Here is a 13,339-nt window from a genome sequence, read left to right on the forward strand (position 1 = left end):
GCTACGCCCGCCGTCGAACGACTGCCGGTGAGGCATGTTTCCCGCGACATTTCGCCGTCAACGGCCCTGAGGCCTCGAGAAGCAAGGTCTTTCGAGGCCACCCGCCGGCGCCAACCACGAGCGGGGCGCCGGTGCACGGCACCGACGCCCCGCCCGCGAGCCGACGCTCAGCGGGCCTTGCCGCCCGGCACGCGCAGGTCCACCCACACCAGCCGGTGGTCCGACGTCGGGAACGGGTAGGCGCCGGTGAGCTCGGCGCCCGGCTCGCCCTGCTCCGGCCAGAAGACGCCGGAGCCGAAGACCGGCAGGTTGCGCGACGGCAGCACGTAGTCGGCGCGGAGGTTCCCCGGTGCGGTGTCGGCGAAGTCCGCGGTGTCGAGAGCGGGGTCGCCCTCGTGGCTCGCGTTGGCGCCGCCCTGGAGCGCCGCCGCCTCGGCGCCGCCCTCGGAGGCGGGGAGCGGGTCCTGGATGCGGTTGTGCTCGAGGAGTTGGTCGATGGCGCCGTCGTAGGCGTCGCCGTCGTGCGGGTCGGCGTTGTAGTCGCCGGCGATGACGAACCGAGCCCCGGCCTCAAGACCGCCCTCGACGCCGGCGTCGTCGTAGATGTAGTCGGCGCCGCGGACGTAGTCCGCCCAGAACCGGATCTCGTCGTGGTTCTTCCGCCCGTTGCGGTCCTCCGGCCCGTCGAACGTCGGCGGGGTGGGGTGGGCGGCCAGGACGTGCACGGTCTGGGTCCCGACCTCGATCGGCACGTCCCAGTGCGACTTCGACGACAGCGGGAGCCCTGCGAGCTCCTCCTCCGTGTACCAGTCCTCGGGGATGACGTTGCCGGGCATGTCCTGCCAGCGGAAGTTCTGGAAGGTGCGGACGTCGTCCTTGGCGATGGGGTGCTTGGAGAGCAAGAGCATGCCGTACTGACCGGGGAAGGCGCCGAAGCCCCAGGCGTCGTCGGGCCCGCCGACGGTGCCGTCGTTGTTGAGGTCGAAGCCCGAGGGGACGCCGGTGTTGACAGGGGCCCAGAAGGCGTAGGGGTACTTGACCGCGTCCTGCCCGCCCTGGGGGACCTTGAGGTAGTTCTCGCGGAAGAGCTCCGCTGAGGTGCCCTCGGCGTCGTGGTCGAACTCGTTGAGGAGGACGACGTCCGGGTCGGCCGTCTGGATCGCCTCGGCGAGCGCCCGGGCCTGGGCGTTGTCGGGCGTCGCGAGGTCGGCGGCGAGCCCGCCCTCCGTGGCCCGGTTGAGGGAGACGTTGTAGGTGGCGACGCGCAGGTTGGTCCGCGGGTCGCGGTCGTCGGCCGCGGAGGCGGCGGGTGCCGCGACGGCGGCGGTGGCGCCGACGGCGATGATCGTGGCGAGGGCAGCGCGCAGGGTGCGAGGTGTCATGACCCGGACCTAGGGCGGGGCGCGGAAGACCCGGTTGCCGCCCGTTGACGGCAAGGTGAACGGACCCTCCCCGGCCGGATCGGCGCGCGCCGCAGCGAAGCGGGCGCCCGCCGGCCCGGACGTGCCGGGGCGCCGCCTACCGCTGGCGCGGCCGCCGGCGTCAGGCGGTGTGGGTGCGGGACCTCGTGTGCCGGGTGGTCAGCTGCCGGCGGCCCGGGCGGGACGCGCGCCCGGCGGGACGGGCCGAGCCCGGCTGGAGCGGCCGGTTCGTCTGCGGGGTGGCCCGGCCCGCGCGGGCGAGGTGGTCGCGGCCGGCGGCGAGCCGCGCCCGGCCGGCCTGCGCGAGGCGGCGGTGGCGCCGGGCCTCGGCCGCCAGGCGGGCGGCGATCACGCCGCGCTTCATGGCGAGCACGGCGAGGACGCCGATGAAGATCCAGATGATGTTCACGACGGCGGAGGGCAGGGCGCCGTTGACGAGCGCGCTGATGCCCAGGGTCCCCGCGCCGAAGATGTTCAGCGCCTGGTACCGCACGGTGTCGGTCGCCAGCTTGCGCTGCGTCACGGCGATGTACGTGCCCAGGGACACGAGGGCGCCCGTCCAGCCCAGGACGGTGACGGCGGAGGTGGCGAGGTCGTTCACACGGACAATGGTGGTCCGCTTCTGGGTAAAGATCAATCGAAGGAGCTCGTATCCGGTATACAGTCTTGCTTCATGGAGATCGACCCACGGAGACTTGGATTTCTCTTGGCCGTCAGCAGGTCAGGAGGAGTCCTGGCGGCGGCCGACTCGCTCGGCGTCAGCCCCTCCGCCGTCTCCCAGCAGATCGCCCGGCTGGAGGCGGAGACCGGGGTGCGCGTCCTCGACCGGCAGCCCAGCGGCGCCACCCTCACGGCGGCGGGCAAGCTGCTGGCCGACGCGGCCGAGCGCGTGGAGACCGAGATCGGGGAGACCCGCCGCGCGCTGGCCGCGCTGGAGGGCGACATCTCCGGCGTCGTGGTGGTCGGCGCCTTCCAGACGGCCATCCGCGCCGTGCTCGTGCCGCTGCTGGCCGAGCTCGAGCAGACGCTGCCCGGCGTCGAGCTGGTGGTGCACGAGGTCCCCGAGGAGCAGGGCCGGCGGGCGCTGCGCCGCGGCGAGCTGGACCTGCTGGTCATCGAGCACGACGTCTCCACCCCGACGCCCGCACCGCAGGGCACCCGGGACGTGCCGTTCCTCGACGAGCCGTGGGTCGTCGTCCACCCGCCGCAGGACCCGGCGCCGAGCACGCTGCTCGACCTGGCCAGCGCCACGTGGCTCTCGCCGGACCCGGGCGGTGCCGCCGACCGGGCGATGAAGCGCATCTCCACCGAGCTGGCGTTCACGCCGCGCACCGCCCACCGCTACCTCGACTTCGACGTGGCCCTGGCCATGGTCGCCTCCGGGCTGGGCATCGCCTTGGTGCCGGAGCTGGCGCTGCGGCGTCAGCTGCCCGAGAGCGTCCAGTGGACGGCGCTGCCCGGCCTCGGCACCCGGCGGCTGTTCATCCGGCACCGGGCCACCCGGACCGAGCCGCGCACCGCCACCCTGGCCGTGCTCGAGCAGATGGTGCAGGTGGCGGCCAATCTCGAGCCGCTCTGAGCGTGCCTCCTCGGCCCGCTTCCGATGACGTGCCGGCGCAGGCGCGCCCAGGCCGTCCTGGCGAGCGGCCCCAGGTCGCGTCGTCCCCGGTGGCGACCCGGCGGGGACGGGCGCATCCTGGCCGGTGAGGCGGATCATGCGACGGGCCCGCGGCAACGGTTTCGCGAACCGCGTCGCGGCCGGCCGGCAGCTCGGGCAGGAGCTCGCTGCGATGGGGCTGGGCGACGTGGTGGTGGCGGGGCTGCCCCGGGGCGGGGTCCCGGTGGCCGCCGAGGTCGCCGCCGCGCTCGGTGCGCCGCTCGACGTCGTGGTCGTGCGCAAGCTCGGCGTGCCCTGGCAGCCCGAGGTCGCGATGGGGGCCGTGGGGGAGGAGGGCGCGTTCGTCGTCAACCCGGAGATCGCCGCCCGGGTGCCCGAGTCCGACCTGGCCGAGGCCACCCGCCGCCAGCGCGCGGAGGTGGAGCGCCGCGTGCAGGCCTGGCGGGGCCCCGAGGACCGCGTCGAGGTGCGCGGGCGCACGGTCGTGCTGGTCGACGACGGGATCGCGACCGGCGCCACCATGCGCGCCGCCGTGGCGGTGCTCCGCGCCCGCGGCGCGGCCCAGGTGATCGTGGCCGTGCCCGTCGCGGCGAGCGACGCCCTCGAGATGCTCCAGCCGCTCGTGGACGACGTGGTGTGCCCGCTCGTCCCGGAGGAGCTGTACGCCGTCGGGGCCTGGTACGACGACTTCCGCCAGGTCGACGACGACGTCGTGCGCGAGCTGCTCCGGCGCGCCCGCCGTACCGGCGTGGGCGCTGGCGCCGCCGTGGCTTCGTCGGCGCGCCGGCCGGAGGGCGCCATCGGTGGTTCGGGCGAGGTGGCCCCCGCGGGCCGGGGGGAAGGCGCTGCCTCCCCGCAGGAACCGCGCGCCGGGGGCGACGCCTTCCCGCACGATCCGCGTGCGCCGAGCCACGCGCGCCCGGAGGCGGGCCAGGCCGTACCGCACGCCGTCCCCGGTCTTCCCGAGCCGGCCGAGAAGGGCGTGCGCACGTCCGCGGGCATCCTGCCCGCCTTGGTCGCGGTGCCCCACGGCGCCGGCGGTCTCGTGCTCTTCGCGCACGGCTCGGGCAGCAGCCGGCTCAGCCCGCGCAACAACTTCGTGGCGAGGATGCTCAACGAGGCCGGGCTGGCGACCATGCTGCTCGACCTGCTCACGGTGACCGAGGCGCGGGAGCGCTCGCGGGTGTTCGACATCGAGCTCCTCGCCGAGCGGCTGATGGACGCCACCCGCTGGGCAGGCGCCGACCCGCTGCTCGGTCGGCTGCCGCTGGGCTACTTCGGCGCCAGCACCGGCGCCGCGGCGGCGCTGCGCGCGGCGGCGGAGCGCCCCGCGCGCCTGGGGGCAGTCGTCTCGCGCGGCGGGCGGCCCGACCTCGCCGACCATCACCTGGGCCGGGTCGCCGCCCCCACCCTCCTGGTCGTCGGCGAGCTCGACCAGCAGGTGCTCGAGCTCAACCGCTGGGCGCAGGCGGGGCTGACCTGCCCGAACGAGCTCGCCGTCGTGCCCGGCGCGACGCACCTCTTCGAGGAGCCCGGCACGCTCGAGCAGGCGGGCGCGCTGGCTACGGCGTGGTTCGGCCGGTACCTGACCGGCGGCTGACCGGCCGGCGCGGTGGCCGACGACACCGCCGCAGGATCGGGCCCATCGCGTAACCTTGACGTCCGTGGCCACCGACTTCTCGCTGGAGATCCAGCACCTGCGCAACACCTTCGAGTCCATCCGCGCCGTGACGGACCCGGAGGCGCTGCGCGCCCGGATCGCCGAGCTGTCCGAGCAGGCCGCCGCCCCGGACCTCTGGGACGACCCCGAGGCCGCCCAGGCGGTGACCTCCCAGCTCTCCCACACACAGTCCGAGCTCGAGCGCGTCGAGAAGATGGGCGAGCGCATCGACGACCTCGAGGCCCTGGTCGAGCTCGGCCAGGAGGAGTCCGGCGAGGACGCCGCCGGCGCGATGGCCGACGCCGAGCAGGAGCTCGCCGAGATCCGCAAGGCGCTGGGAGAGCTCGAGGTCCGCACCCTGCTGGCCGGCGAGTACGACGAGCGTGAGGCCGTCGTGACCATCCGCGCCGGTGCCGGCGGCGTCGACGCCGCGGACTTCGCCGAGATGCTCATGCGCATGTACCTGCGCTGGGCCGAGCGGCACGGCTACCCCACGACGGTGCTCGACACCTCCTACGCGGAGGAGGCCGGCCTGAAGTCCGCCACCTTCGAGGTCAAGGCGCCCTACGCGTTCGGCACGCTGTCGGTCGAGGCCGGCACGCACCGCCTCGTGCGGATCTCCCCGTTCGACAACCAGGGCCGCCGGCAGACCTCCTTCGCCGCCGTCGAGGTCATCCCGCTCATCGAGCAGACGGACCACATCGACATTCCTGAGTCCGAGATCAAGGTCGACGTCTTCCGCTCCTCCGGCCCCGGCGGACAGTCGGTGAACACCACCGACTCCGCCGTCCGCATGACCCACATCCCCACCGGGATCGTCGTGTCCATGCAGAACGAGAAGTCGCAGATCCAGAACCGCGCCGCCGCCCTGCGCGTGCTCCAGTCCCGCCTGCTGCTGCGCCGCCAGGAGGAGGAGAACGCCGCCAAGAAGGCCATGGCCGGCGACGTCAAGGCGTCGTGGGGCGACCAGATGCGCTCCTACGTGCTCCAGCCGTACCAGATGGTCAAGGACCTGCGCACCGAGCACGAGTCCGGCAACCCCTCGGCCGTCTTCGACGGCGAGATCGACGACTTCATCGACGCCGGCATCCGCTGGCGCAAGAACCAGGAGCAGGCCGCCGCCACCGTCTGACGGCGACGCTCGCCAGCCGCCGTCCGGAGCTGACGGCGGCGCTCCGCACCGCCGGTTGGTGCCGACCGCGGCGCTCGAGCACGGCCGTGCGGAGTCGCCGGCCGCACTCCAGCACCGCCGTCGCGAACCGACGACGTTGCCCCCGGCGCTGGGTCCGAACCGGCCAGCGGCACCCCCGTGCCGCCGTCGGGCCCCGCCCCTACGAGGCGATCCCGTGCCCGCCGCTGCGGCGTGTCTGCGGCGAGGGCGCCCCAGGCCGTGCCTAGTCTCGGACCGGCCAGGTTAAAACCTTCCCCCACCGTCGAGACTGGCCGCCCACGAACTTGTGATCAGATTCGAGAACGTCTCCAAGGTCTACGCCCGGGGCGCCCGTCCCGCGCTGGACCACGTCAGCCTGGAGGTGGAACGGGGCGAGTTCGTCTTCCTCGTCGGCGCCTCCGGGTCGGGCAAGTCCACCTTCCTGCGCCTGGTGCTCCGCGAGGAGCGGCCCACCTCGGGGCAGATCTTCGCCCTCGGCCGCGACCTGTCCCAGGTCTCCCGGTGGAAGGTCCCGCACCTGCGCCGGCAGATGGGCGCGGTGTTCCAGGACTTCCGGCTGCTGCCGAACAAGAACGTCTTCGACAACGTCGCCATCGCCCTGCAGGTGATCGGCAAGCCCCGCCACCACATCCTCACCACGGTGCCCGAGACGCTGGAGCTGGTGGGGCTGGACGGCAAGGAGAAGCGCCTGCCGCACGAGCTCTCCGGCGGTGAGCAGCAGCGCGTGGCCATCGCTCGCGCCATGGTCAACCGCCCGCAGCTGCTCCTGGCGGACGAGCCCACCGGCAACCTCGACCCCACGACCTCGATCGGCATCATGCGCCTGCTCGACCGCATCAACCGCACCGGCACCACCATCGTGATGGCCACCCACGACGACGAGATCGTGGACCAGATGCGCAAGCGCGTGGTCGAGCTCTCCGACGGCGTGACGGTGCGTGACCAGTCGCGCGGCGTCTACGGCGCGGCACGGTAGGGGGCCGGTCATGCGTCTTCGTTTCGTCCTGTCCCAGGTCGGCCAGGGGCTCTCCCGCAACCTGGCGATGACCATCTCGGTCGCCCTGGTCACCTTCGTCTCGCTCACCTTCGTCGGCGCCGCCGCGCTGCTGCAGATGCAGATCGGGAACCTCAAGAACGACTGGTACGACAAGGTCGAGGTCTCCGCGTTCATGTGCCCGGAGGGCTCGGCCCAGCCCGCGTGCGCCTCGGGAGAGGCCACCCAGGAGCAGATTGCCGCCATCGGCGAGCTCCTCGAGTCCGACGCCCTGGCCCCCTACGTCGACGAGGTCTACCTCGAGACCAAGGAGCAGGCCTACGAGGCCTTCCAGGAGCAGATGGCGGACACCGTCTGGGCGCAGTCCCTGACGGTGGACCAGATGCAGGTCTCCTACCGCGTCAAGCTGGTCGACCCCGAGCAGTACCAGATCGTCGCCGACGAGCTGGAGGGCCGCGCCGGCGTGGAGACCGTCGTCGACCAGCGCGAGCAGCTCGAGCCGCTGTTCGACATCCTCAACAGCGCCACGCTGCTCTCCCTCGGCCTGGCCGGCGTCATGATCGTCACCGCCGTCCTGCTGATCACCACCACGATCCGGCTCTCCGCCATGTCGCGGCGCCGGGAGACCGGCATCATGCGCCTGGTCGGCGCGTCGAACCTGTTCATCCAGCTGCCGTTCATGATCGAGGGTGCCATCGCCGCCCTCGCCGGCGCGGTGCTCGCGGTCGTCGCGCTGTTCGTCGGTGTCAAGTACCTCATCCAGGGCTGGCTGACCCAGTCCACCCCGTGGGTGCAGCTGGTGGACACCGGCGACGTCCTGACCGTCGCGCCGTTCCTCGTGCTGGCCGCGATCGTGCTCGCGGGCATCAGCTCCGTCGTGACACTCGGCCGCTACACGAGGGTGTGAGGAGACCATGCAGAAGACACTTCGCCCCCTGCGCCGCCGCGCCCGCCTGCTCACCCGCGCCGGGTTCGGCGCCCTGCTCGCCCTGACCCTGGTCGGGCCGGCGTCCGTCGCCCAGGCGGACCCCCGCGACGACCTCGTGCGCCAGCAGCAGGAGAACGCCGCCGAGCGCGAGAAGCTCGAGGCCTCCCTCGAGGGGCTCGACGTCGAGATCATCGACGCCTACGTCCAGCTCGAGAGCGCCCGCGCCGAGCTGCCCAGGGCCGAGGACCGGCTCGCCGGGGCGCAGGAGGCGCTGGCCGCGGCGGAGCGCAAGCAGGAGCAGGTCGCGGGGCGGCTCGGGATGGCGGAGGCCGAGGCCGCGGACCTCGAGACCGAGATCGCCGAGGGCACCGAGAAGATGGACTCCACCCGCGCGGCCATGGGGGAGCTGGCCCGGAGCACGTACCGCGGCGACCACACCGTCAGCACCGTGGACGTCGTGCTCGACGCGTCCTCCACCGAGGACTTCCTGCAGAGCTACTCGGTGGTCGAGACGGCGGTGCGCGCCCAGACCCAGGTGCTCGACGAGCTGGAGACCGCCGCCGCGGTCAACCGCAACCAGCGCGAGCGCCAGGCGGCGGTGACCGAGCGCATCGGCGAGCTCAAGGCCGAGGCCGACGCCGCCGTCGCCGAGGCGGACGCCGCCCGGGCCGCCGCCGAGCAGCACACGGCGGAGGTCCGCCAGCTCGAGGCCGACATGACCGCGCTCACCGCCACGCTCGAGACCGAGAAGGAGGCCGTCAACGGGCAGATCTCCGCCATCCACGCGGAGAACGACGCGCTGAGCGCCGAGATCGCGGCCATCGACGAGGCCAACCGCAAGGCCGAGGAGGAGCGTAAGCGCCAGGCCGCCGAGGAGGCCGCCCGTGCCGCCGCCGCCGGCAGGCCCGCCCCCGCTCCCGCGCCCGCGCCCGCCCCGCAGGGCGGCGGGGGCGGTGGCGGCGCGCTGCTCACCCCGCCGGTGCCGGCCCCGCTGTACGTGACGTCCGGCTACGGCATGCGGTGGTACCCGATCACCGGCGGCTACTGGATGCACCTCGGCGTGGACCTCCGGTCGGCGTGCGGCAATGCCCAGTACGCCGCCGCGGGCGGGACCGTGACCGCCGTCAAGCCGCACCCCAACGGCACGCACGGCAACCAGGTGATCATCAACCACGGCACCCTCGGCGGGAACTCCTACGTCACCGTCTACAACCACCTCTCCCGGTTCGCGGTGAGCAAGGGCCAGCAGGTGTCCCAGGGCCAGGTCATCGGCAACACGGGCGCCACCGGCAACGTCACCGGCTGCCACGTGCACTTCGAGGTGTGGAAGAACGGCAAGACCATCGACCCGATGGGTCTGCCCGGGTTCTGAGTGCCGACGGCGCGGCGGTCCCCGGGTCCTGAGGGCCAGTGGCGGGGTGGTCCCCGGGTCCTGAGGGCCAGTGGCGGGGTGGTCCCCGGGTCCTGAGGGCCAGTGGCGGGGTGGTTTGCCGGCCTTGTGGCTCCGCAGCCCGGGCGCACCCGGCGGCGACCATCCTCGTCAGTGGGGAGAGTTTGTCAGGCTATGCCTGACGAACTCTCGCCACTATCAGTGGGTCCGACCGGAGGGGCGCCGGGCGGCGGCGCGCCCCACTACCGGCGGGCCCGGCGGGAGGGGGCCGCGGCGCTCTCCTCACGACCGGCGGGTCCGGCTGGGAGGCGGGCGCCGAGTCGCGGCGCTCCCCTCGGTCGTGCCAGGTCCCCCACGGCGACGCCCCCGAGCCCCGTGGCACCCCGGGCCTTGATCGCCCTGAGCAAATGAGGTCGTCGGTCGGAGGCGTGGCTGACTAGGCTGGGACGTCGGCGCGCGCAGGGCGCGTCGACGCGGCGCGGTGGCGCCCGAGACGGAGGTTGGGACAGTGGCTGGCACGAAGGCACCCGGGTCGAAGAAGCCGACCCCGGGGCAGCGGGCCAAGGCCGAGGCGGACGCGCGCAAGGTCGTCGCCCGCAACAAGAAGGCCCGCCACGACTACCACATCGACGACACGCTCGAGGCGGGGATCTCCCTGACCGGCACCGAGGTGAAGGCCCTGCGGATGGGACGCGCGTCGCTGGTGGACGGCTGGGTCGAGATCGACCGCGGCGAGGCGTGGCTGCACAACGTCCACATCCCCGAGTACGCGCAGGGCTCGTGGACCAACCACGGCCCGCGGCGCAAGCGCAAGCTCCTGCTGCACAAGCAGGAGATCGAGAAGCTCGCCGTCAAGACGCGCGAGAAGGGGCACACCATCGTCCCGCTCGAGCTGTACTTCATCCGCGGGCGGGTCAAGGTCGAGGTCGCGCTGGCACGAGGCAAGCAGGAGTGGGACAAGCGCCAGACGCTGCGCGAGAAGCAGGACGAGCGTGAGGCGCAGCGGGCCATGAGCCTGCGCCGGAACCTCTGACCGCGGCGCCGCTGCGCCGGAACCCCTGTGGGGACGTCCGCTGCGCCGGAACCTCTGACCGCGGCGCCGCTGCGCCGGAACCCCTGTGGGGACGCCCGCTGCGCCGGAACCCCTGACCGGGGCGCCGCTGCGCCGGAACCCCTGTGGGGACGCCCGCTGCGCCGGAACCCCTGACCGGGGCGCCGCTGCGCCGGGACCCCTGAGGGGCGCCCGCACTGCGGCACGGTGGCGCCGGCGTTACCGTGAAGCCGTCCCGCCGACGCACCGCCGGAGGTTCTCGTGGGTCTGCCGATCAAGCTGCGTCACGTGCCCGCACGGGCGGCGGCGGGCGCGTTCATCCTCGACTCGGGCCTGGCCAAGCGCGGCATCCCCGACGAAGGCGCTGCCGGGCTGCAGAACATGGCCGCGCACGCCTTCCCCCAGCTCGCGGACATGTCGGCGAAGGACTTCGCCAAGCTGATCGCCGCGTCGGAGATGGCGCTGGGCGCGGCCCTGCTCCTGCCGGTCGTGCCCACCTGGCTGGCCGCGCTGGGCCTCGCCGGATTCTCCGGCGCCCTGCTGCGGATGTACACCAAGGTGCCCGGCCTGACCATGAGCGACGGGATCCGCCCGACGGCGGACGGCAACGCCGTCGCCAAGGACGTCTTCCTCGCCGGCATCGCGGGGTCGCTGCTCCTGGACGAGCTGACCTCGCGCGGCCGGGGCTGACAAAGCTCCCCACGCCGCCGAGGGCGGCCAGGGCCTCGCCGGTCTCGTCGCCGCGGCTCGCGGCGGCTCCGCACCCGGCGCACGTGGCGGCCGTCACGGGCCGACCCGGAATACCGAACGGGCGCGCGCGTTGGCCAGAACATGGAGCTCGGCATCTACACCTTCGGCGACCTGGACACCCGGACCGGCGCCGAGCGCGTCAGCCCAGGGCAGCGCATCCGGGACATCCTGGAGCGGGTGCGCCTGGCCGAGCAGGTGGGCCTGGACCACGCGGGCATCGGCGAGCACCACCGGCCGGACTATGCGATCTCCTCGCCGGCCACGGTCATCGCCGCGGCCCTCGCCCAGACCGAGCGCATCCACGTCGGCTCCGCCGTCACCGTGCTCTCGACCGAGGACCCGGTGCGGGTCTACCAGCAGTTCGCCACCATGGACCAGTTCTCCGGCGGCCGCGTCGAGCTGCTCGCCGGGCGCGGCTCCTTCATCGAGTCCTTCCCGCTCTTCGGGGCGAACCTGGAGGACTACGACGAGCTGTACGAGGAGAAGCTCGACCTCCTGCTGACCATCGACGCCGGCAACCCGGCCACCTGGTCCGGCAGGTTCCGCCCACCGCTGACCGACGCGCAGATCCTGCCGCGCCCCACCGACAAGCCGGGGCTGGGCGAGCGGCTGCGGATCGGCATCGCCACCGGCGGTTCCCCCGCCTCCTCGGTGCGGGCCGGCACCCTGGGCCTGCCGGTCGACTACGCGATCATCGGCGGCGAGCCCCGCCGCTTCGCCCCGCTCGTCGAGCTCTACCGGCAGGCGCACGCCAAGGCCGGCCACCCGGCGCACACCCGACGGGTCGCCGTCTCGGTCCACGGCTTCCTCGCCGATGACGACACCACGGCCCTGGAGACCTTCTACCCCTACCAGCTCGACGCCGGCACGAAGCTGGCCCGGGAGCGCGGTTTCGCGATCCCCAACCGCATCTCCTACGAGATGCAGGCCGGCAAGCACGGCGCGTTCGTCATCGGCTCGCCGGAGTCGGTCGCCGAGCGGGTGCTCACCCTGCACGAGGTGCTGGGGCACGACCGGCAGAGCTTCCAGATGGACGTCTCGGGCGTCCCGCAGCGTGAGTCGCTGCACGCCGTCGAGCTCCTCGGGAGGGCGAAGGAGCTCGTGGACGCCGAGCTGGGCGCGGGACGGCGCGCCTGAAGCCTCAGCCCCGGACCAGCGCGCGGGTCAACTGCGCCAGCCGGGTGACCGTGTTCCAGTTCCGCGCCGTGCCGTCCACGCCCAGCACCCCGGCCAGCCGCTGCAGGTCCACCGTCGCGCCCGACATGAGGTGGGGGAGGAAGGCGTACAGCTCCCGCCCCCGGACGACGACCCGGTCCGGGCCTGTGTCCATCGCCTCGACGGCCCGGACCGCCTCTCGTCCGGGTTCGCGGCGCAGGAACGTCACGTGCAGCGTCCTCGGCTCCGCGGCGGCGGCCGGGAACGGGTTGTCCGCCACCACGCGGTCGAGCTCGTCGGCCGAGCGCAGCAGCACCGGGACCCGCAGCCCGACGTGCCCGGCGAGGACCTGCTCCAGCCTGGCCTCGAGCGCGGCGGCGTCCTCCTCGGGATGGGACAGCACCACGTTGCCGCTGTTGACGTAGGTGCTCACGTCGGCGGCGCCGGCCGCCTCGACCAGGGCCCGCAGGTCGGCCATGGCGATGCGCTTCTTCGTGCCGATGTTGACGCCCTGCAGCAGCGCGGCGTAGACGGGCATGCTCGGCCTCCTGGTCGGGCGGTGCTGCGGCGGTCCGGACCGCCCGGACGCCCGGTGCGGCCGACGTCACACCGGACCCGCGAGGGAGCGGCAGGAATGAAGATCGCCACAGAGGTGGTTGACCACGTAGCATGGAGATCCCGGACGAGCCCGCGAGGGTGAGGCCGGCGACAACTGCACAGGGGGATGATCGGTTTCGACGATGGTCGTCGTTCCAGGAGAAGCGGGTCGAGGATGCAGAGTCATCTCGTCAACGCTCTCTGCAAACCAATAGGTGCCGATTCCAAGCGCACCGAGTTCGCCCTCGCCGCCTGAGCGAGTCCCGAACTCCGTCAGCCCGGGCTAGCTCTCGTCCCGGTTCCTGGCGTCATCTAGAGAGCCACTGCTCGTAGCCTTCGTCACCGGGGCTGCGGGAACACTTAGGTGACTGAGCCCGTCAGCGACTTGTCTGCGTGATCGCTGGGGCCGAGAAAATCAGCAGCAGACTGCACCCGGAGAAGCCCTGGTTCCACGCCGTCGGACGCGGGTTCGATTCCCGCCATCTCCACCCTCGTGATGTCGCGAGACATCCGTAGCAGGCCGGACCCTCAGTCGAGGGTCCGGCCTTTGTCGTGGTGCTCGCCGGTGGTGCGCACGCGGTCGTCGCGCCGGGCTGCTGGTGGG

General features: G+C 73.2%; 12 protein-coding genes and 1 other RNA gene. 10 read left to right on the top strand and 3 right to left on the bottom strand.

The window, feature by feature from the left end; genetic code table 11:
- Positions 1-167 precede the first annotated feature (167 nt).
- The gene (locus ACF0H8_RS07115) at positions 168-1,382 is read right to left on the bottom strand and encodes an endonuclease/exonuclease/phosphatase family protein (RefSeq protein ID WP_395288260.1); all 1,215 of its coding nucleotides are present in this window, start codon (positions 1,380-1,382) and stop codon (positions 168-170) included.
- Positions 1,383-1,542: 160 nt separating this feature from the next.
- Positions 1,543-2,022 carry a hypothetical protein gene (locus tag ACF0H8_RS07120; protein ID WP_395288261.1) on the bottom strand — a complete coding sequence of 160 codons (480 nt, stop codon included), beginning with the start codon at positions 2,020-2,022 and terminating at the stop codon, positions 1,543-1,545.
- Between the two features lie 72 nt (positions 2,023-2,094).
- On the opposite strand from ACF0H8_RS07120, the gene ACF0H8_RS07125 reads away from it, so the two are divergent.
- The 9 genes from ACF0H8_RS07125 (at position 2,095) to ACF0H8_RS07165 (ending at position 12,120) form a co-directional block, all read left to right on the top strand.
- Positions 2,095-3,000: a LysR family transcriptional regulator gene (locus ACF0H8_RS07125; RefSeq protein ID WP_395288262.1), complete on the top strand. Its 906-nt coding sequence runs from the start codon at positions 2,095-2,097 to the stop codon at positions 2,998-3,000.
- Between the two features lie 136 nt (positions 3,001-3,136).
- Positions 3,137-4,639 carry a phosphoribosyltransferase family protein gene (locus tag ACF0H8_RS07130; protein WP_395288263.1) on the top strand — a complete coding sequence of 501 codons (1,503 nt, stop codon included), beginning with the start codon at positions 3,137-3,139 and terminating at the stop codon, positions 4,637-4,639.
- A gap of 64 nt (positions 4,640-4,703) precedes the next feature.
- On the top strand, positions 4,704-5,831 hold the full coding sequence (prfB, locus tag ACF0H8_RS07135; protein WP_395288264.1) for a peptide chain release factor 2: 1,128 nt from the start codon (positions 4,704-4,706) through the stop codon (positions 5,829-5,831).
- A gap of 325 nt (positions 5,832-6,156) precedes the next feature.
- Positions 6,157-6,846, top strand: a complete 690-nt coding sequence (gene ftsE / locus ACF0H8_RS07140; RefSeq protein ID WP_395288265.1) for a cell division ATP-binding protein FtsE — start codon at positions 6,157-6,159, stop codon at positions 6,844-6,846.
- A gap of 10 nt (positions 6,847-6,856) precedes the next feature.
- Positions 6,857-7,771, top strand: coding sequence for a permease-like cell division protein FtsX (ftsX, locus tag ACF0H8_RS07145; protein WP_395288266.1), 915 nt, complete (start codon positions 6,857-6,859; stop codon positions 7,769-7,771).
- A gap of 7 nt (positions 7,772-7,778) precedes the next feature.
- Positions 7,779-9,164, top strand: a complete 1,386-nt coding sequence (locus ACF0H8_RS07150) for a peptidoglycan DD-metalloendopeptidase family protein (protein ID WP_395288267.1) — start codon at positions 7,779-7,781, stop codon at positions 9,162-9,164.
- Positions 9,165-9,690: 526 nt separating this feature from the next.
- Positions 9,691-10,215: an SsrA-binding protein SmpB gene (gene smpB / locus ACF0H8_RS07155; protein ID WP_395288268.1), complete on the top strand. Its 525-nt coding sequence runs from the start codon at positions 9,691-9,693 to the stop codon at positions 10,213-10,215.
- Between the two features lie 279 nt (positions 10,216-10,494).
- Positions 10,495-10,923, top strand: a complete 429-nt coding sequence (locus ACF0H8_RS07160; protein ID WP_395288269.1) for a hypothetical protein — start codon at positions 10,495-10,497, stop codon at positions 10,921-10,923.
- Between the two features lie 141 nt (positions 10,924-11,064).
- Positions 11,065-12,120, top strand: a complete 1,056-nt coding sequence (locus ACF0H8_RS07165; protein WP_395288270.1) for an LLM class flavin-dependent oxidoreductase — start codon at positions 11,065-11,067, stop codon at positions 12,118-12,120.
- A gap of 4 nt (positions 12,121-12,124) precedes the next feature.
- Here ACF0H8_RS07165 and ACF0H8_RS07170 read toward each other — a convergent pair whose 3' ends face one another.
- The gene (locus tag ACF0H8_RS07170; protein WP_395288271.1) at positions 12,125-12,676 is read right to left on the bottom strand and encodes a DUF1697 domain-containing protein; all 552 of its coding nucleotides are present in this window, start codon (positions 12,674-12,676) and stop codon (positions 12,125-12,127) included.
- A gap of 182 nt (positions 12,677-12,858) precedes the next feature.
- On the opposite strand from ACF0H8_RS07170, the gene ssrA reads away from it, so the two are divergent.
- Positions 12,859-13,226: a transfer-messenger RNA gene (ssrA, locus tag ACF0H8_RS07175) on the top strand.
- Positions 13,227-13,339: the final 113 nt, after the last annotated feature.

This window comes from Georgenia sp. AZ-5 (assembly GCF_043952095.1).
Classification (GTDB): Bacteria; Actinomycetota; Actinomycetes; order Actinomycetales; family Actinomycetaceae; genus Georgenia.

Excerpts from the sequence above, each read along its gene's own strand:
- ftsX (WP_395288266.1), top strand. The coding sequence starts at position 6,857 with ATGCGTCTTCGTTTCGTCCTGTCCCAGGTCGGCCAGGGGCTCTCCCGC.
- ACF0H8_RS07170 (WP_395288271.1), bottom strand. The coding sequence starts at position 12,676 with ATGCCCGTCTACGCCGCGCTGCTGCAGGGCGTCAACATCGGCACGAAG.
- ACF0H8_RS07130 (WP_395288263.1), top strand. The coding sequence starts at position 3,137 with ATGCGACGGGCCCGCGGCAACGGTTTCGCGAACCGCGTCGCGGCCGGC.
- ACF0H8_RS07165 (WP_395288270.1), top strand. The coding sequence starts at position 11,065 with ATGGAGCTCGGCATCTACACCTTCGGCGACCTGGACACCCGGACCGGC.
- ACF0H8_RS07150 (WP_395288267.1), top strand. The coding sequence starts at position 7,779 with ATGCAGAAGACACTTCGCCCCCTGCGCCGCCGCGCCCGCCTGCTCACC.
- ACF0H8_RS07125 (WP_395288262.1), top strand. The coding sequence starts at position 2,095 with ATGGAGATCGACCCACGGAGACTTGGATTTCTCTTGGCCGTCAGCAGG.
- ACF0H8_RS07115 (WP_395288260.1), bottom strand. The coding sequence starts at position 1,382 with ATGACACCTCGCACCCTGCGCGCTGCCCTCGCCACGATCATCGCCGTC.